Annotated in this window: 16 protein-coding genes and 1 other annotated feature; of the genes, 13 read left to right on the top strand and 3 right to left on the bottom strand. The window is 37.2% G+C overall.

Going from position 1 to position 20,219, the window contains the following annotated elements; all coding sequences use genetic code 11:
• Positions 1-33 precede the first annotated feature (33 nt).
• From purM to purD, 4 genes are all read left to right on the top strand, one after another.
• Complete coding sequence (purM, locus tag JM172_RS22435; RefSeq protein WP_214484586.1) at positions 34-1,074, top strand: phosphoribosylformylglycinamidine cyclo-ligase; 1,041 nt, start codon at positions 34-36, stop codon at positions 1,072-1,074.
• The gene (gene purN, locus JM172_RS22430; protein WP_214484585.1) at positions 1,071-1,655 is read left to right on the top strand and encodes a phosphoribosylglycinamide formyltransferase; all 585 of its coding nucleotides are present in this window, start codon (positions 1,071-1,073) and stop codon (positions 1,653-1,655) included. The genes purM and purN overlap by 4 nt, the downstream gene beginning before the upstream one ends.
• Positions 1,656-1,667: 12 nt before the next feature.
• Positions 1,668-3,200 (top strand): bifunctional phosphoribosylaminoimidazolecarboxamide formyltransferase/IMP cyclohydrolase, encoded by a 1,533-nt coding sequence (gene purH / locus JM172_RS22425; protein WP_214484584.1) that lies wholly within the window; start codon positions 1,668-1,670, stop codon positions 3,198-3,200.
• A gap of 350 nt (positions 3,201-3,550) precedes the next feature.
• A complete protein-coding gene (gene purD, locus JM172_RS22420) occupies positions 3,551-4,834 on the top strand; it encodes a phosphoribosylamine--glycine ligase (protein WP_214484583.1) in 1,284 nt (427 codons plus the stop codon).
• Here purD and JM172_RS25535 read toward each other — a convergent pair.
• Positions 4,797-4,877, bottom strand: a complete 81-nt coding sequence (locus JM172_RS25535) for an EYxxD motif small membrane protein (RefSeq protein WP_352224052.1) — start codon at positions 4,875-4,877, stop codon at positions 4,797-4,799. The two genes, purD and JM172_RS25535, sit on opposite strands and share 38 nt — an antisense overlap.
• Positions 4,878-5,161: 284 nt before the next feature.
• Positions 5,162-5,419, bottom strand: coding sequence for a YgaP family membrane protein (locus JM172_RS22415; protein ID WP_214484582.1), 258 nt, complete (start codon positions 5,417-5,419; stop codon positions 5,162-5,164).
• 268 nt (positions 5,420-5,687) lie between these two features.
• Between JM172_RS22415 and JM172_RS22410 the strand changes: the two genes are divergently transcribed.
• The 8 genes from JM172_RS22410 to pruA all read left to right on the top strand — a co-directional run bounded on the left by JM172_RS22410 (position 5,688) and on the right by pruA (position 17,422).
• Positions 5,688-7,430 (top strand): adenine deaminase C-terminal domain-containing protein, encoded by a 1,743-nt coding sequence (locus JM172_RS22410; RefSeq protein WP_214484581.1) that lies wholly within the window; start codon positions 5,688-5,690, stop codon positions 7,428-7,430.
• 54 nt (positions 7,431-7,484) lie between these two features.
• Positions 7,485-8,567, top strand: coding sequence for a DUF3048 domain-containing protein (locus JM172_RS22405; RefSeq protein WP_214484580.1), 1,083 nt, complete (start codon positions 7,485-7,487; stop codon positions 8,565-8,567).
• A 118-nt stretch (positions 8,568-8,685) separates the two neighbouring features.
• Complete coding sequence (locus JM172_RS22400) at positions 8,686-8,985, top strand: YerC/YecD family TrpR-related protein (RefSeq protein WP_214484579.1); 300 nt, start codon at positions 8,686-8,688, stop codon at positions 8,983-8,985.
• A gap of 277 nt (positions 8,986-9,262) precedes the next feature.
• Complete coding sequence (gene pcrB / locus JM172_RS22395; RefSeq protein ID WP_214484578.1) at positions 9,263-9,949, top strand: heptaprenylglyceryl phosphate synthase; 687 nt, start codon at positions 9,263-9,265, stop codon at positions 9,947-9,949.
• Between the two features lie 60 nt (positions 9,950-10,009).
• Positions 10,010-12,214 (top strand): DNA helicase PcrA, encoded by a 2,205-nt coding sequence (gene pcrA / locus JM172_RS22390; protein ID WP_214484577.1) that lies wholly within the window; start codon positions 10,010-10,012, stop codon positions 12,212-12,214.
• Between the two features lie 152 nt (positions 12,215-12,366).
• On the top strand, positions 12,367-14,373 hold the full coding sequence (ligA, locus tag JM172_RS22385; RefSeq protein WP_214484576.1) for an NAD-dependent DNA ligase LigA: 2,007 nt from the start codon (positions 12,367-12,369) through the stop codon (positions 14,371-14,373).
• A 13-nt stretch (positions 14,374-14,386) separates the two neighbouring features.
• Complete coding sequence (locus JM172_RS22380; RefSeq protein WP_214484575.1) at positions 14,387-15,577, top strand: CamS family sex pheromone protein; 1,191 nt, start codon at positions 14,387-14,389, stop codon at positions 15,575-15,577.
• Positions 15,578-15,874: 297 nt separating this feature from the next.
• On the top strand, positions 15,875-17,422 hold the full coding sequence (gene pruA / locus JM172_RS22375) for an L-glutamate gamma-semialdehyde dehydrogenase (protein WP_214484574.1): 1,548 nt from the start codon (positions 15,875-15,877) through the stop codon (positions 17,420-17,422).
• A gap of 197 nt (positions 17,423-17,619) precedes the next feature.
• Positions 17,620-17,882 (top strand) — a binding site (T-box leader).
• Between the two features lie 27 nt (positions 17,883-17,909).
• Here pruA and JM172_RS22370 read toward each other — a convergent pair.
• Positions 17,910-18,620 (bottom strand): hypothetical protein, encoded by a 711-nt coding sequence (locus JM172_RS22370; RefSeq protein ID WP_214484573.1) that lies wholly within the window; start codon positions 18,618-18,620, stop codon positions 17,910-17,912.
• A gap of 182 nt (positions 18,621-18,802) precedes the next feature.
• On the opposite strand from JM172_RS22370, the gene trpS reads away from it, so the two are divergent.
• Complete coding sequence (gene trpS, locus JM172_RS22365) at positions 18,803-19,792, top strand: tryptophan--tRNA ligase (protein ID WP_250886844.1); 990 nt, start codon at positions 18,803-18,805, stop codon at positions 19,790-19,792.
• Positions 19,793-20,219 lie beyond the last annotated feature (427 nt).

Raw genomic sequence — 20,219 nt, 5'->3', positions numbered from 1 at the left:
AATACCCAACATTTGATTTAGGAGGATAAACATATGGCGAATGCTTACAAACAAGCTGGAGTCGATATTGAAGCTGGCTATGAAGCGGTATCACGAATGAAGAAGCATATATTAAAAACAGGCAGACCTGAGGTGCTAGGTGCAATTGGTGGCTTTGGTGGCATGTTTGATTTATCAAAAATGAATGTAAAAGAGCCAGTGCTTATTTCGGGAACAGACGGTGTAGGAACAAAGCTTATGCTCGCATTTATGATGGATAAGCACGACACGATTGGTATTGATGCTGTGGCAATGTGTGTAAATGATATCGTTGTACAAGGTGCAGAACCGATGTTTTTCCTAGATTACATCGCTTGCGGTAAATCCTCTCCTGAGAAAATAGAAGCGATTGTGAAGGGTATTGCAGATGGTTGTGAGCAAGCTGGTTGTGCTTTAATCGGTGGCGAAACTGCAGAAATGCCTGGCATGTATGACGAAGAAGAGTATGACTTGGCGGGTTTTACTGTCGGAGTTGCAGAGAAAAATAAGCTTGTTACAGGTGAAGCTATTAAAGAGGGGGATGTCTTAATAGGTCTATCCTCAAACGGCATTCATAGTAATGGTTATTCACTTGTAAGAAAAATATTATTAGAAGAAGCTCAGCTTGATTTAACGAATACTTATGGTGACTGTACTTCAGCACTTGGAGAAGAATTATTACGTCCTACTAAAATATATGTCAAACCAATTTTATCTTTGTTAAAACAAAGTCAAGTAAATGGCATGGCACATATTACTGGCGGGGGGTTTGACGAAAATATTCCCCGCATGCTACCAAAGGGATTAGGTGCAGAGGTAGATTTCGGATCATGGCCAATACCTCCTATATTTGATCTTATTCAAGCAAAAGGAAAGCTAGATAAAAGAGAGATGTTTTCGATTTTTAACATGGGGATCGGTATGGTGTTGACGATGAGTGAAGAAAATATGCACGAAGCCATTCAATTGTTAGAAGCAGCTGGTGAAAAAGCATTTCTGATCGGTAGGGTAAAAGCAGGTGAAGGTGTAACGTACGGTGGGGGAGCACTAAAATGAAAAATATAGCTGTATTTGCCTCAGGGAGTGGCACAAATTTTCAAGCGATTGTCGACGCCGTTTATAACGGACATCTTGAGGCTAATGTAAAACTACTTGTGTGTGACAAACCACATGCGAAAGTCATACAACGCGCACAGCAAGCTAATGTTAATGTTTTTTCTTTTTCACCAAAAGATTATGATAATAAGGAATCATTTGAGAAAGAAATCGTTTTAATACTTAAAGAAAATGATGTGGATTTCATTGTGCTGGCAGGTTATATGCGCTTAGTTGGTAGCACGTTGCTTTCTGCGTACAGTGGTAACATTGTTAACATTCATCCTTCTTTATTACCAGCTTTCCCAGGCAAGGATGCTATTGGTCAAGCATTCAGAGCCGGGGCAGCCAAGACGGGTGTAACGGTTCATTTCGTTGATGAAGGAATGGATACAGGCCCTGTTATTGCTCAAGAAAAATTGCACATACATGCAGGCGAGACGATTGAAAGTATTGAGGAACGAATCCATCAAATTGAGCATCAATTTTACCCAAACACTTTACAAAAAATTTTTGCAGAAACGAATAACATGAGTAAATAGGAGGAAGAAACAGTGAGAAGAGCGCTAGTAAGTGTATCAGATAAGGAAGGAATAGTACCATTTGTACAAGGCTTAATTGATTGTGGTATCGAAGTAATTTCAACAGGTGGTACGAAAAAGGTTCTTGAGGACAATGGAATCAAAGTCATTGGTATTTCTGAAATTACTGGCTTTCCAGAAATACTAGATGGACGTGTGAAAACTCTTCATCCGAATATTCATGGTGGTTTATTAGCAGTAAGGGATAACGATGCTCATGTAAAACAAATAACTGAACATAATATCACACCTATTGATGTAGTTGTTGTGAATTTATACCCTTTCCAACAAACAATTGAAAAACCAGATGTAACATTAAAAGACGCAATCGAAAATATTGATATCGGCGGGCCGTCTATGCTTCGTTCAGCAGCAAAAAACTATCAAGATGTAACTGTTGTAGTAGACCCAGCAGATTATGAAAAAGTACTTGCAGAAATTAGAGAGAACAACTCTGTAACATTTGAAACAAAGCAAAACCTTGCTGCAAAAGTATTTAGACATACAGCTAGATATGATGCACTTATAGCAGAATATTTGACAGAAGTGACAGGTGAAGAAAGTCCAGAGTCATATACAGTTACGTTTGAAAAGAAACAAGACTTACGATATGGAGAAAATCCTCACCAAAAGGCTACATTTTATAAGAAGCCTTTAGGAACTAATCACTCTATCGCAAACGCTGATAAATTACATGGTAAAGAATTATCTTACAACAATATCAATGATGCAGATGCAGCATTAGAAATCGTTAAAGAATTTAATGAGCCAGCTGCAGTTGCTGTTAAGCATATGAACCCTTGCGGCGTAGGTGTAGGCTCAAACGTACTAGAAGCATATAAAAAAGCATATGAAGCAGATGCTACATCTATCTTCGGTGGAATCGTTGTAGTGAATCGGGAAGTAGATAAAGAAACTGCACAGCTTATGCATGAGATATTTCTAGAAATCGTCATCGCTCCATCATTTAGCGAGGAAGCATTAAATATATTGACACAGAAGAAAAATATCCGTTTATTAAAAGTTGATTTTTCTAGCCAACAGCATGATGGCAAACGTCTTACTTCCGTGCAAGGAGGCTTACTTGTACAGGATGAGGATGCTAAGTCACTAACGGATGCATCAATCACAATTCCTACGAAACGTGAACCAACTGATCAAGAATGGGCAGATCTTAAGCTAGCATGGAAAGTTGTGAAGCATGTCAAATCAAATGCAATTGTCATTGCAAAGAATGATATGACAATTGGTGTCGGCGCTGGACAAATGAATCGGGTCGGTGCTGCTAAGATTGCAATCGAACAAGCAGGAGATAAAATTGAAGGATCAGCCCTAGGATCAGATGCATTTTTTCCAATGAGTGATACTGTTGAAGCAGCTGCTAAAGCGGGAGTTACTGCAATCATACAGCCAGGCGGTTCAATTCGTGATGAAGATTCAATTAAAAAAGCAGATGAATACGGAATTACAATGGTATTCACCGGCATCCGCCACTTCAAGCATTAAGGAAGAAAAGCGAAAGCGCCTTGACCATCCCCGACAAGCGTTGGAACTACTTCACTTGAAGGCGCTTTTTGCCTTCGGGTTAAGTAGTGAAACGACTCGGGGAGATAGGCGCTGTAGCTGGACAAGAAGAAAAGCGAAGCCGACTGCATTGCCTCGAAAAGCGATGGAACTATTTCACATGAAGGCGCTTTTTGCCTTCGAGTTAAGTAGTGAAACGACCTCGAGAGGCAAGGAGGCGGATCTGGACAAAAAGAAATGCAAGAAGCACTTTTTATCCCAGAGATTATATCAAAGATAAATGTATGAATTGTAATATAAATAATGATAATTAGTAGCTGAGGTGAAATACGATGAATGTATTGGTAGTTGGTAGGGGCGGTCGTGAACATACAATTGCATGGAAAGTAGCTCAAAGTTCAAAGGTTAATAACGTGTTTGTAGCACCGGGTAATATAGGTATGGAGGATGTTGCAACGCTTGTAAATATTGACGAAAATGATCATGAAGCACTACTCGAATTTGCAAAAAGCGAGAAGGTAGATTTAACGATTGTTGGTCCAGAGGTACCTTTAATAAATGGCATCGTAAATGCATTCCAAAGTAATAATTTACCTATATTTGGTCCGACAAAGGAAGCTGCTCTTATTGAAGGCAGTAAAACCTTTGCAAAGGATATAATGAAAAAGTATGAGATTCCTACAGGTCAATATGAGTCCTTTACATCTTATGAGGAAGCAAAGAACTATCTATTAAAAGTAGGAGCTCCAATCGTCATTAAAGCAGATGGTCTTGCAGCTGGAAAAGGTGTAACTGTTGCAATGACGATGGAAGAAGCACTTGAAAGCCTACATGAAATGATGAATGAGGAGAAGTTTGGTGAAGCTAGTACTCAAGTTGTCATTGAGGAATTCTTAGCGGGTGAAGAATTTTCATTAATGGCATTTGTAAATGGAACAGAAGTTTATCCAATGGTCATTTCCCAAGATCATAAACGTGCGTACGATTTTGACAAGGGTCCGAATACTGGTGGAATGGGTGCATACTCTCCTGTACCACAAATTTCAGACGTTGTAGTTGAACAAGCTATTCAAACGATCTTGAAGCCTACTGCAAAGGCGATGGTATCTGAAGGTCGTTCCTTTACAGGTGTGTTATATGCAGGCTTAATTAATACTACAGATGGACCAAAAGTGATTGAGTTTAACGCTCGATTTGGTGATCCAGAAACACAAGTAGTTTTGCCAAGACTTGAGAGTGATCTTGTAGAGATATTATTGCAAATTTTGAAAGAGAATCGAGTGACGTTAACTTGGAATGATTCAGCAACTATCGGAGTTGTGTTAGCTTCAAAAGGATATCCAAATCAATATGATAAAGGTGCTGAAATTGCAGGCTTAAATAATGTGAGCGATAAAACATTAGTTTTTCATGCTGGCACAGCAAAGCAGCATGACAAGGTTGTAACGAATGGCGGCCGTGTCTTAGCTATCGTAACAACTGGGAGCTCATTAAAAGAAGCTCAAAACAAAGTTTATCAAGAAATAGATTACATCCAAAGTGAAGGGTTATTTTACCGCAAGGATATTGGTAATAAAGCTATCGAACCCGTTTCTTACGAACATACACAAAAGTAATTGCGATAATACTTCCTATTAATATGGTGAGAACAAATGTCATGTCTGTGAAATATTCTATTAGCATAAAATCAACTCCTTAAAGAGTAGCCTCCTGCGGTAAAAATTGCAGGAGGTTGTTAAAGGTAAGAATCATTTGGTAAACTCTTTTTTTCCGGTCTTATATTAAACTGCACGGTATTTTATTAAATTTTGTGATAAAAATGTAGTAGCTTAATTCTTATTGCGATAAACAACTCGTTGTGCAAAAAAGCTAGAGAAAAAAAGCTGTAATTTATCTGGATTTTCACCTACCCTACGCATCTTCAAATACTCTAGCTGTTGTAATTAAGATGGGTTGATTGAATCCATATCATTATTAAGGTTAATTCCTTGTTCATTTTTAGATGTATATTTTTCTATACAAGCAGTTAATGGACAAAATCGAGTGATTCCTTCTCCAATTTTCATACCAGCAATCATTGCAACAACCAAATATGATTCTCTCCAGGGTCTCTTCACCATCTTTGCAGTAGCCCATGACAGTAGAGTAAAACCACAGGTAATGCGCATTAATGCATTGATTATACTAATGTTTGGTTTCATAGATGATTACACACCTTCCTATATCGATATCATTTGTTCAAATTACTTTCGTACGGTAAAATATAAATAAGCCCATATATTGTTCTTAGCAGATTTTTAAAAGGACAAATAACAATAATTGTGACAAAAACTAAATAAAATAAAGATGGTCAATATGTTGATGAAAACGCATACATAGACGTATGATTTTTATCTCAACAAGTTGATTTACTCCAGAGCATTTCGGAGCAAAGCTCTTCTTATAATTCTGTTTGAATGGAGGAATTCCATGCCTGACCAACGATATAGGTGGAAGAATAAACACCTACGTGAACATGTAGCTGTTATTGATGGAATCATACCACCAACATTGGTTTTAACCAATGCAATATATTTAAATCAAGCGTTAAATCAGTGGGTTAAAGCAAATATTTGGATTTACTATGAGAGAATTATTTATGTTGGTAAAGAACTACCATCTCATAGTGATAAATGTGAAATCGTTGATTGTAATGGGTACTATTTAGTACCAGGATACATAGAGCCTCATGCACACCCATTTCAGTTATATAATCCCCATTCATTAGCTGAATATGCATCTCAATATGGCACAACAACGTTAATAAACGATAATATGAGCTTGGTTTTACAATTGTCAACAGAGAAAGCGTTTTCTTTTATTTCTAAATTGAAACATATACCATCAACTTTATACTGGTGGTGTAGGTTTGATCCGCAAACAGAAATTCAAGATGAAGAATTAATTTTTTCTCATACTAATGTTAAGTCCTGGCTTGAGCATGATGCGGTTCTTCAAGGTGGTGAGCTTACTGGCTGGCCGAAGCTTCTTGCTGGTGATGATATGATGCTTCTTTGGATTCAAGAAGCAAAGCGCTTACGCAAACAAATTGAAGGTCATTTTCCAGGGGCATCTGAAAAAACACTTGCAAAAATGATGTTGTTAGGTGCGACAAGTGACCATGAGGCAATGACTGGTGACGAAGTTTATTCTCGTTTGATGCAAGGCTATACGACTTCACTTAGGTATTCATCTATTCGACCAGACTTACCTATGTTGATAGATGAAATACATGCTCTTGGAATTAACAAATATGATCATTTATTCTATACAACAGATGGGTCTACACCATCATTTTATAAACAAGGCTTTATTGACAACATGATTAACATTGCAATAGACAAGGGTGTTCCACCCATTGACGCATACAATATGGCAACAATCAATGTTGCTAGATACTATCAATTAGAGTATTTACATGGCAATATTGCAACGGGAAGGGTAGCGAATATCAATTTCTTAACCGAGAAAGACAACGCGACCCCTGTATCAGTCCTTGCAAAAGGAATGTGGTTAAAAAAAGATGGTCGTAATACAAATAACTTTGGTCATTTTTCTTGGGAAGAGGTAGATTGGCCTCAATTAAATATGAAATGGGATTTAAAATCTGAAGACTTACAGTTCTCTATGCCTTTAGGGCTGAGGATGGAGAATGATGTAATTATGAAGCCGTATTCGGTAAATATTGATGTCTCTGTGGACGAATTATCAACAAGCCATGATGAGAGCTTTTTAATGCTCGTTGACCGAAATGGTAAGTGGCGCCTTAACACAATTATAAAAGGGTTTGCCTCAAATTTATTAGGTATGGCAAGTTCATTTTCAAATACAGGGGATTTGATCTTAATTGGTAAAAATAAAGCTGACATGCTAACTGCTTACACACGGATGAAAGAAATAGGTGGTGGAATAGTCATAGCTGAAAACAATTCCATCATCTTTGAAATTCCTTTAAAGCTTAATGGAGTCATGTCTTCGCAGCCAATAACCGAACTCATTCCACAAGAACAGCAATTTAAATTAGTGTTACGTGAACGTGGCTATCAATATGAAGATCCTGTATACTCATTATTATTTTTACAATCGACACACTTACCATATGTTCGCATCACACAGCAAGGAATTTACGATGTGATGAATAAAACTGTACTCTTTCCAACAATAATACGTTAAAATATAAAAGTATAGATATATTATGATAACATTGATAGATAAGGTTGTGTTTTAATGAGGGTTGGGAAATTAGGTATGGCTGTTCTATTAGGTATTGCTATTACTGGATGTAGTAATGAAGACGAACAGGTTGTTAAAGAAGCAGAAGAAATTACAGAGCAAGTAGAAGAAGAAGTCGATGAAACTTCGACAACTGTAGTTGAAGAAGAACAGTTTGAATACAATTATCCTTTAACAGGGATCGGTACGAATGATGAATCGGTTCATCAACGTGCTGTTGCGGTTATGGTTAATAATCACCCAAATGCTCGTCCTCAAACGGGATTAAATCAAGCAGACTTAGTGTATGAAATGCTTACTGAAGGAGATATTACTAGACTATTGGCTTTTTACCAGAGTGATATTCCAGCAAAGGTAGGTCCAGTAAGAAGTGCAAGGCATGATTTTATTGAACTTAGTGATGGATATGATGCATTGTATGTTTACCATGGTACTTACACAATACTAGAGCAAAAATTACGTAACGGCCTTATCGACAATATTAGTGGAAGTTACCATGATAATGATGGTACTGTTTTTGAACGTGCAAACTACCGTAAAGCACCTCATAATTCCTTTTTATTATTTGATGGTTTAAATGGAGTAGCTACTGATCGTTATAACTACTCAGTTACAAATGAAGCTGGTATTCCACCTCTACCATTTATGAGTGATGACGAGGAGATAAGTGGAGATGACGTTCAATCAGTGATGATTACGTACTCAAATAGTTACTATGCTACTGTCGAGTATGTATACGACCAAATGAAGGAAAAATATACACGCTTTACTGGTGAAGATCAAACAAAGGATTTCGAATCTGATATACCCGTCTTAATAGATAATATTATGATTGTTGAAATGGATCATCAAATCATTGATGAAGTAGGTCGTCGGGATATAAATTTACAATCTGGCGGTAAAGGCTATCTACTTCAAAAAGGTAAACTTCAAGAAATTGATTGGCAAAACGTAGATGGGAGAATCCTTCCATATAAAGAGGGACAATATGTAAAATTCCTACCAGGGAAAACATGGATTAATATTATTCCAACATCACCAGGACTGGCTGGCGATGTATCAACCGGAAATGAATAGATAAATAAGATTATGTTGAGTATCTAAAAACAGGTGGAAGTTATTATTTTACCTAAAAAAATTTCATATTTTGTGTACAAAAAACTATATTAATCAAGAGAAGAAGGATGGGATTGTCATGCAAATAGATAAATTACGTGGCAAGGAGCTAGATCAATTATTTAAAGCTGTTCTCTCTCTACGGGATCTAGAAGAGTGCTATAAATTTTTTGATGACTTATGTACAGTCAATGAAATTCAATCGCTTGCCCAACGATTAGAAGTCGCTAGAATGTTACAGGATGGCTTTACTTATCATAAAATAGAAACAGAAACAGGGGCGAGTACAGCTACTATTTCACGTGTGAAGCGTTGCTTGAACTATGGAAATGATGCATATATAATGGCATTAGATAGAGTAAATGACGAAGATAAATAAAGAACAAAAGCCGTTGCACTTAGCTCCGGCTTTTTTGTAGCAATTTTAAGGCTTGATGTTGAGAATCTAATTTAAGTAATAATCATCAAAAAGAAAAAATGCATATCCAGTACGCATGCGATTTCCTATCCGCACATTCTAGGTAACTTAGCTCATTTATCGGAATGTATAGATCGCCCTTAAAAAGGAGTTTCTGTGCTTGGCGGGAATAGCCTGTGCGCGAGCACTTTTCTGTTATAATAGTTTAATGGATATTTGATTGGAGGAAGCATAGGTAATGTATGATTATAGGGAATGGCGTCATGTTTTTAAGCTTGACCCAAATAAAGAGATTTCAGACGAGCATTTAGAAAGAATATGTGAATCAGGTACCGATGCAGTTCTTGTCGGGGGTAGTGATGGTGTCACACTTGAAAATGTACTACATTTAATGTCAAGAATTCGTCGTTATACAGTTCCTTGTGTACTTGAGATTTCTACAATTGCTTCTGTAACCCCAGGGTTTGATTTTTATTTTATTCCTACTGTATTAAACAGCCAAAATATTCAATGGACCATTGGTATGCACCATCAAGCTATTAAAGAGTATGGAGATATCATGAATTGGGAAGAAATTTTAGTTGAAGGTTACTGCATATTAAATGGTGACAGTAAAGCAGCACAACTAACAGAAGCTAACACTTCCATATCAAATGAAGATGTCATTGCATATGCAAGGATTGCCGAAAATTTATATCACCTGCCAATTTTTTATCTTGAATATAGCGGAATATACGGTGATGTAAATATTGTTAAAGATGTCAAAGACGAGTTATCTCATACGAAGTTATTTTATGGTGGCGGAATTTCATCAAAGGAACATGCCTTGGAGATGGCTAAGTATGCGGATACGATTGTAGTTGGTAATATTATTTATTCAGATATTGATGCTGCTCTTGAAACTGTTCAAGTAGTAAAAGAGTAGTTTGTCAAAATGATATATATACGATAAAATAGAACGTATGTTTGTATAGGCGGTGAGGACATGCAGTATATTAGTGAAAGATTGTTAACAGGATTAAATCCTCAGCAACAAGAGGCAGTAAAGGCAACAGATGGGCCACTTCTGATCATGGCAGGAGCAGGCAGCGGTAAGACTAGGGTATTAACGCATCGGATCGCATATTTGATGACAGAAAAAGAAATTGCTCCGTGGAATATTTTAGCGATTACTTTTACAAACAAAGCAGCAAGAGAAATGAAGGACCGTATTCAATCACTTCTAGGCCCAGCCGCTGAAGAAATTTGGATATCTACGTTTCATTCTATGTGTGTACGTATTTTACGCAAGGATATTGACAGAATTGGTATAAATAGAAATTTCTCAATTCTAGATTCTTCAGATCAGCAATCAGTCATAAAAAACATACTTAAAGAAAAGAATATTGACCCTAAAAAGTTTGACCCTCGAACGATTTTATCAACAATTAGTAGTGCCAAAAATGAATTGATTGACGCTGAAGAATATAGTAAGCAAACGGGTAGCTATTATGAAGAAACAGTAAGTAATGTATATAGTGAATATGAAAGCCGTCTTAGAAAGAATCAAGCGCTAGACTTCGATGATCTTATCATGTCTACTATTCACTTATTTAAGCGAGTACCAGAAGTGCTTGAATATTACCAGCGCAAGTTTCAGTATATTCATGTTGATGAGTACCAAGATACGAACCGCGCGCAATATATGCTCGTAAAGATGTTAGCAGAACGACTAGAAAATTTATGTGTCGTAGGTGATTCCGACCAGTCTATTTATCGTTGGCGTGGAGCGGACATTGCAAATATCCTATCCTTTGAAAAAGACTACCCAGATGCAAATGTTATCTTATTAGAACAAAATTATCGATCATCTAAGCGCATCTTGCAAGCAGCAAATAAGGTGATTGAACAAAATATGAACAGAAAGCCTAAAAATCTTTGGACAGATAATCCAGAAGGTAATAAGATTTCATATTATCGTGCAAATAATGAATTTAGTGAAGCTCAGTATGCAGCTGGAAAAATCAATGAGCTTGTGGGTAGTGGAAACAAGAAGCTTTCAGATTTTGCAATTTTATATAGAACAAATGCACAATCTAGGGTTGTAGAGGAAGTATTATTAAAATCAAATATCAACTATACAATCGTTGGTGGTATTAAGTTCTATGACCGTAAGGAAATAAAAGATATTCTTGCTTATTTACGTGTGATTGCTAACCCCGATGACGATATCAGTCTAACGAGGGTTATTAATGTACCCAAACGTGGGGTAGGTGCTGCCTCTGTAGATAAAATTGCGAACTATGCGATTGCTAATGAACTATCATTGTTTCAGGCCCTTGAGGAAATAGACATGATTGGTGTAAGTACGAGAGTTAGAAATGCGCTAACAGATTTTCGTAATATGATTCGCCATTGGACTAGCATGCAAGAGTATTTATCTATAACGGAGTTAGTTGAAGAAGTCCTCGAAAAAAGTGGCTATCGAGAAATGTTAAAAATTGAAAAGACGCTAGAATCACAGAGCAGATTAGAAAATATAGAAGAATTTTTATCCGTTACAACAAATTTTGAAAAGCAAAATGATGATAAAAGTTTAGTTGCATTCCTAACTGATCTTGCTCTGGTTGCAGATATAGACCGTTTAGATGAAGAGGAAGAGCAGGATAAGGAAGCTGTTGTTCTGATGACTTTACATTCAGCAAAAGGACTTGAGTTCCCTGTTGTATTTCTATTAGGCATGGAAGAAGGAGTTTTTCCACATAGTCGCTCACTTGATGAAGAGGCTGAAATGGAGGAAGAACGTCGACTAGCTTATGTTGGAATTACACGTGCAGAAAAAGAACTACATTTGTCCAATGCTGAAATGAGAACCTTGTTTGGACGAACGACAATGAATAGTGAATCGAGGTTTATAGGAGAAATTCCCGAAGAATTACTCGATGTTATCGCAGATAATCAAAAGCAAAATACCCCATTCACATCTAGAAGTTCCGTGTCAAAAACTAGCTTCAAATCGGTAGCAAAATCAACAGGTGGAGATACGATTGAGTGGCAAGTAGGTGACAAAGCTTCACATAAAAAGTGGGGCACCGGGACAGTAGTAAGTGTAAAGGGAGAAGGTGAAGGGAAAGAACTGGATATAGCTTTTCCAAGTCCAACAGGTATAAAGCGCTTGTTAGCTAAATTTGCTCCTATTACTAAATCTTAAAAGTCAAGTATGGAAGCAGGATTTTACAATTGAATGAACTAAAGAGATTTTCTTTGTGTAATAGTATGTCATAATAATTATTTAAATCTCTTTGTCCAATAACGATGATATAGCAACTCTAAAAGTGTGTATTTATGAAGGAGGGTAAACAGATGGATCGACAAATAGCGGTAAAACGTGTACAAGAATTGAGTACATTAATAACTAAATACAACTATGAGTATCATGTACTAGACCAACCGACAGTGTCTGATTACGAATATGATCAATTAATGCAAGAATTACTTGCAATTGAAGAACAATTTCCAGATCTTAAATCACCTGACTCTCCTTCACAGCGTGTTGGAGGGGAAATATTAGATTCATTTTCAAAAGTGGAACATGATGTGCCGATGCTTAGTCTTGGAAACGCATTTAATGAAGTTGATTTATTTGATTTTGATCGACGTGTACGTCAAGAAGTAGGGGACGAAATTAGGTATGTTTGTGAACTGAAAATAGATGGTTTAGCTGTATCACTCAAATACGAAGACGGTGTATTTGTTCGCGGTGCGACAAGAGGAGACGGTACCGTTGGAGAAGAGATCACAGCTAATTTAAAGACCATTCGATCAATTCCATTGCGGTTAAATAAGCCAGTTAGTTTGGAAGTTCGTGGAGAAGCCTATATGCCAAAATCCTCATTTAAGAAATTAAATGAGGACAGAATACAGCTTGGAGAAGAACCATTTGCAAATCCTCGAAATGCAGCAGCAGGGTCGCTTAGACAACTTGACACAAAAATAGCAGCCTCTAGAAATTTGTCTATATTTATATATAATATCGCGGAAATGAGTGCTACAAATATCCAGTCACATAGTGAAGGCTTAGCTTATTTGGAGAATATAGGTTTTAAAGTGAGTAACGAGAAAAAAGTTTGTGGGGATATAGAGGAAGTCATCGAATATGTTTTAAGCTGGCACGAAAAACGTCCTAACCTTGCTTATGATATAGATGGCATAGTTATTAAGGTTGATTCTTTGGAACAGCAAGAACAGTTAGGCGCTACTGCTAAAAGTCCACGTTGGGCAATTGCATACAAATTCCCAGCTGAAGAAGTTGTTACAAAGCTATTAGAAATTGAGCTTAGTGTTGGACGCACTGGTGTGATTACACCTACAGCTATTTTAGAGCCAGTGCAGGTAGCCGGAACAACTGTACAAAGAGCATCACTGCACAATGAAGATTTGATTCGAGAAAAAGACATTAAAATCGGCGATTACGTTACGATTAAAAAAGCCGGAGACATTATACCAGAAGTTGTCAATGTTATTGCTGAAAAACGCTCTGGAGATGAGTTAAGCTTTCATATGCCTACACATTGCCCAGAGTGTAATAGTGAGCTTGTTAGGTTAGAGGAAGAAGTTGCCTTAAGGTGTATTAATCCTAAATGTCCTGCACAAATTCGTGAAGGGCTGATTCACTTTGTATCTCGAAATGCGATGAATATAGATGGTCTAGGTGAAAAAGTCATCACACAACTATTTGCGAATCAGTTGATTGTGGATGTTGCTGATTTATATAAGTTAACTAAGGAAGAGCTACTAAATCTAGAACGCATGGGTGAGAAATCGGCTTCAAACCTCATTCAAGCCATAAATAATTCGAAGCAAAACTCATTAGAACGTTTATTATTTGGTCTAGGGATTCGCCATGTTGGAGCAAAGGCTGCTAAAACATTGGCTATGGAATTTGAGACAATTGAAAAACTTCAAGCAGCAACATTCGAACAGTTAATTAGTATAAATGAAATCGGAGAAAAAATGGCTGAATCGATTGTTACATATTTATCAAGCTCTGAGGTTCAAGCATTGATTGAGGAACTGAACAACTTAGGGGTAAATACAACTTTTACTGGGATAAAAGCCCTATCACCAGAAAACGGTGATTCATTTTTTGCAGGAAAAACAGTTGTATTAACTGGGAAGCTTGAACAGCTTACTAGAAACGATGCAAAAGAAAAGATTGAAGCTTTAGGTGGAAAAGTAACGGGAAGTGTGAGTAAAAGCACCAATTTAGTCATTGCAGGTGAAGCAGCGGGTTCTAAATTAACAAAGGCTGAACAGCTATCAATAGAAGTTTGGGACGAACAACGATTAATTACGGAATTTGAAAAATAAGAGGTGTATGATATTGCGGAAAATTATTGCCTTAACTTTATCAACATTATTACTACTCTCTGCGTGTGCACCGAAGTTTGAGAAACAACAAGAAATTGTTAATGAATCAGAAGATACAACTGAACAAGCAATCATTCCTAAGTATCAAATTTCTGATCAATTTTATCGAACAGTTTTAACTGAGGATAATCAAATCAAACCAAGTGAATCAAGAGGGCTGGTTGTTTCAGGCCTGAATACACGATATGACATAGATGAAGTGGAACGAGGACTTATGCGCATTGCACAAGATACCTTTTCTCCAGATGAATATTTTTTCCAAGAAGGACAATATTTAGATCGCCAGACGGTCCAAAGTTGGTTAAATCGAAAATTGACACCAGAACAGCTTCAAGAAAAACTTAACGAGGATCAAAATTTTGTAGATTTAGGGCTAAACCCTAGTATTGATAAGACTGCTGATGCAACTCTCACAGATTTAAATCAAGAAAGCCCTATCTATCTTGCACACATATTGGAACATAATTATTTAGTAGAGAAAGATGAACAAACTGTTGAATTAGGCGGGATTGTCATAGGTCTTGCATTAAATTCGGTTCATTATTTCAAACAAGAGCAAGGATATGATAGAGAAGTTAGCATTGACCGATCTGTGCTTGAGAAAGAGGGTAAGAAGATTGCTGAAGAAGTTGTAAGGCGAGTGAAATTAATAGACGGGCTCGGGAATATTCCAATTGTTGTCGCATTATTTGAACAACAAAGCAAATCTTCGATTGTACCCGGAAATTTCTTTACGCAGGGAAATGTTAAAGCAGATAGTTCATCTATTGATAAATGGTCCGATATTAATGAACAATATTATTTATTTCCTTCCGACGAAGCTGAAAACGAACATCGCGAGGATGTCGTTACATTTAATAGGCTTAAAGATAGCATTGCTCAATTTTTTCCAAATTACACAGGCATTATTGGCAAAGGGTTTTACAAAGACGATACCCTTCAACAAATGACGGTAGAAATACCGATGCAATTTTACGGTAAGTCAGAAGTCATTGGCTTTACGCAATACGTTACAAATGAGGCATTGGAAATATTCCCTAACTATATATCCTTTCAGATGTATATATCATCAGTTAGAGGTCAAGAGAGTATTGTTATTCGTGAAGCTGGTGAAGAAGAACCTTTCGTTCATATATTTCAATAATAAGCCTGTTATCACTTCTCAGAAACAAACACGAAAATACAATGAGAGTTTCGTAACATCTTATCTTCTAAAAAACGGTTACATGGACAGCTACCGTCTAAACAGAACGATGATGTTACAAGCTCTCTTATTTTACGTGTAATTTGATTATAACCTTATTAAAAAGAGCATAGTCAAAGTGTACTATTCTTTTTAAAATTCCGACTATTTTCACGATGTTTGATGTAACTGATTTTATCAGTTAGAATGGTAAATGTAATGTGTGTAAACGCTTAAAACAGTGGGGAGGAACGAAAAATGGTATTACCATACAAGCATGAACCATTTGTTGACTTTACTGTAGAGGAAAACAAACAAGCATTTGAAGCAGGGCTTGCAACTGTTGAATCTTATTTAGGTAAAGATTATCCATTAATCATTGGTGGGGAACGAATTACAACTGAGGATAAAATCACTTCAGTAAATCCTGCACAAAAAGATGTACTAATTGGTACTGTATCAAAAGCTAATCAAGAACTTGCTGAAAAAGCAATGCAAGTTGCTGACGAAACATTTAAAACATGGCGTAAATCAAAGCCAGAAATGCGAGCGGACATTTTATTCCGTGCTGCGGCAATCATTCGTCGTCGTAAGCATGAGTTTTCAGCATTACTTGTTAAAGAAGCAGGTAAACCTTGGAGAGAGGCAGATGCTGACACTGCTGAGGCTATTGATTTCTTGGAATATTATGGACGTCAAATGCTATCGTTAAAAGACGGCGTTCCAATTGAAAGTCGCAAAATTGAATATAATCGATACAACTACATACCTCTTGGAGTAGGTGTCATCATATCACCGTGGAATTTCCCGTTTGCAATTATGGCTGGTATGACAACAGCTGCACTTGTATCTGGAAATACCGTTTTATTAAAACCAGCTAGCACAACACCAGTTGTTGCAGCGAAGTTCATGGAAGTACTAGAAGAAGCAGGGCTTCCAGCAGGCGTTGTAAACTACATTCCAGGTAGTGGTGCAGAAGTTGGTGACTACTTGGTGGATCACCCTCGTACACGTTTCATTAGTTTCACGGGTTCTCGTGATGTAGGTGTACGTATTAATGAGCGCGCAGCAAAAGTTCACGATGGACAACTTTGGTTAAAGCGTGTTATTGCTGAAATGGGTGGAAAAGATACGATAGTAGTAGATAAAGAAGCTGACCTAGAATTAGCAGCACAATCAATTGTTGCTTCAGCATTTGGCTTCTCAGGTCAAAAATGTTCAGCTTGCTCTCGTGCTGTTATTCTTGAAGAAGCATATGACCAAGTATTAGATAGAGTTGTAGAGCTTACGAAAGAATTATCAGTTGGGAATCCAGCTGAATATGGTATGTTTATGGGTCCTGTAAATGACCAAGCTGCTTTTGACAAAGTGATGAGCTATGTTGAAATTGCTAAATCAGAAGGTAAGATCGTTGCTGGTGGTGAAGGTGATGACTCAACTGGCTGGTTTATTAAACCTACTGTAGTAGCAGATGTTGCAGAAGATGCTCGTCTTATGAAGGAAGAAATCTTTGGACCAGTCGTTGCATTCTGTAAGGCAAAAGATTTCGATCATGCGATGGATATTGCTAATAATACAGATTATGGTTTAACTGGTGCAGTTATTTCTAATAACCGAGACCATATTGAGCAAGCACGTGAAGATTTCCATGTAGGTAACCTATATTTTAATCGTGGTTGCACAGGTGCAATCGTTGGTTATCAGCCATTTGGTGGATTTAATATGTCAGGTACAGACTCAAAAGCAGGCGGACCTGATTACTTACTACTTCACATGCAAGCAAAAACAACGTCAGAAACGCTATAATTTTTTCTGATAAACATTTTATATGATCGTATACGAAGGTGACTCAAAATCTGAATCTGGGGTTCTAACTGTGGGGTTTTAAAATCAAACTGTAGAGCTGCGATCAGCATTTTTTGAGCCACCTTCTGTTGTTTTTTTCCATGGCATATGGTAATATTTTTTAACAACAAAAGAAGAATTCAGAATTATGAATTCTCGAAGAAGCAATGAAGAAGAAGAGTAAGTATGACGGAAGTTTTAGAGAGCTGACGGCAGGTGCAAGTCAGTAGCGGAAGTTGTACTGAATGGGCTCCTGAGCTCCAAACCGAAAGATTTGTTCAAGTAGGCTTTGGCGACCATGCCTCTGCGTTAAAGAGGCGCATATTCGTACAATACGTTGTACCGATATGTTTGTGAAGTGAGCTTTTTCGTATGTATGAAAAGCTAATGAAGGTGGTACCGCGGGTTTCTCGTCCTTTTATAGGACAGAGGCCCGCGGTTTTTTAGTTTACAAGAGGGGAGTATCTTCTCGAAACAATTGAGAATAAGGTATTTGGACAGAAGGCACCAGCTTTTGGATAGTAAGGTGTCCAATTTGGACAGAAAGCACCCAGTTTGGACAGTAATGTGCCCAAGTTGGGCGGAGAGCGGCTGCGTTAGGACAGAAAGCGCCCGTATTTGGATAGTAAGGGGCGGTATTTGGATAGTAAATGCCCGTGTTTGGATAGTAAGTATCCGTGTTTGGATAGAAAGCGCCCGTATTTGGATAGTAAGGGGCGGTATTTGGATAGTAAATGCCCGTGTTTGGATAGTAAGTATCCGTGTTTGGATAGAAAGCGCCCGTATTTGGATAGTAAGGGGCGGTATTTGGATAGTAAATGCCCGTGTTTGGATAGTAAGTATCCGTGTTTGGATAGAAAGCGCCCGTATTTGGATAGTAAGTAGCGGTATTTGGATAGTAAGCACCCGTGTTTGGATAGTAAGTAGCGGTATTTGGATAGTAAATGCCCGTATTTGGATAGAAAGCGGTGGTATTTGGATAGAAAGTGTCCGTATTTGGATAGAAAACGCTCGTGTTTGGATAGTAAACGTCCAAGTCTGGATAGTAAACATCTGTATTTGGATAGTAAGCGCACGTATTTGGGTAGAAAGTGTCCGTGTTTGGACAGTAAACATCTGTATTTGGATAGTAAGCGCCCGTATTTGGATAGTAAGCCACCCAAATTGGACAGTAAACGCCCACTTTTGGACAGAAAGCCGCCCAAAGGACAGTAAACTAAAGCAATTAGCTTAATTAAATTCATCACTGAAAGGAGTGATTTTTTATGGAAGATGGTTGGTGGTGTTGGTTAAATGTAATGGCATATAACAACATTCATATTAATTAATGGAGGGATTTTCATGACTAAATTAGTGTCGGGAATACGACCAACGGGAAATATACATGTAGGGAATTATTATGGTGCAATGAAAGGGTTAATCGAACTGCAAAATAAGTATGATGCACATTATTTTATAGCTGATCTTCACTCATTAACAACTCATCGTCAAGGTGAAAGATTAAGAGAGAATGTCATAAATGCTGCTCGCGATTACTTATCGGCTGGACTTGATCCAACAAAGTGTACGTTGTATGCACAGTCTTCAATTGCTAAACATATATGTGAATTGCACACATACTTTAGCATGGTTATGCCAATGGGAGAATTAATGCGTTGCCCCACATTTAAAGAAAAAGCAAAACGGCATCCAAGTAATGTTAATTATGGTTTAGTTGGTTATCCAGTGCTCATGACAGCAGATATAATGATTCATAAAGGTGAGGTAGTGCCAGTTGGAGAAGATCAGCTTGTCCATTTAGAAATTGCTAGAACGATCGTCCGCAAGTTCAATCATTTATATGGTGAGGTTTTTGTTGAGCCACAGTCTATTATTGACAATGCTGTAAGAATTCCATCCTTATCTGGGAAAGGAAAGATGAGTAAATCTGATTCAGATGATTCATATATTAGTATGACAGATCATCCACAAATCATTCAAAGCAAGGTCAAGAGAGCATACACAGATCCTAATAGAATATACCGTTCAGATCCGGGTAATCCAACTAAGGATGGGTGTAATGTATTTCATTTACATTCATATTTTACAGAAAAACAAATTGTAGAGGACATTCAACAACAGTGTAAAAATGCTGAAATCGGTTGTATGGAGTGTAAGAACATGCTCTCTCAATCTATTATTAATATTTTAGCTCCCATTCAAGAACAAAAAGTACAATACTCAGATGTTGATGTAATTGATATTTTAAAAATGGGGCAAAAGAAGGCAGAAAAATCGGCTGAATTGGTTATTGCTGAAGTTCGTAAAGCAATGGGATTTATCATGTATTAGTATAAGGGGCTTTTCGAAATGCTTTTTTCGTAAACTTTGTAGCCATTGAAACTAAATTAGGACAGGAACAAATAAATTTAAGCAATTGACTTTTTTATAGTTTATAAGCATTTATTTTTTAATACGAAAAGTAACAATTATTATGCAAACAGTTTTTCGTAAACTTATATTTAATTAGAACAGTTTAATGAGATTATATGCGCTCTTTCATTTTAAAAGATACTACAAACGTTAGTGGGTGCGCATGTTCATTTCTTAATACAGAAAACAACAATCAATTCGAAAACGATCTATTATAAAGAGAGGGAGGTCAACGTTGATCCTCCCTTTTTTTAGTGTGCCAGGCATGACAACTATCTAGGTGGTGAAAGTCCACTGTGGGGGTACACATCGACCAACCACTAAGGAAGCGCAAGGTACTTACCGT

Source organism: Bacillus sp. SM2101, from assembly GCF_018588585.1.
Lineage (GTDB): Bacteria > Bacillota > Bacilli > Bacillales > SM2101 > Nanhaiella > Nanhaiella sioensis.
The sequence above is the reverse complement of the archived record's forward strand: the minus strand, read 5'-3'. Positions and strand labels throughout refer to the sequence as shown.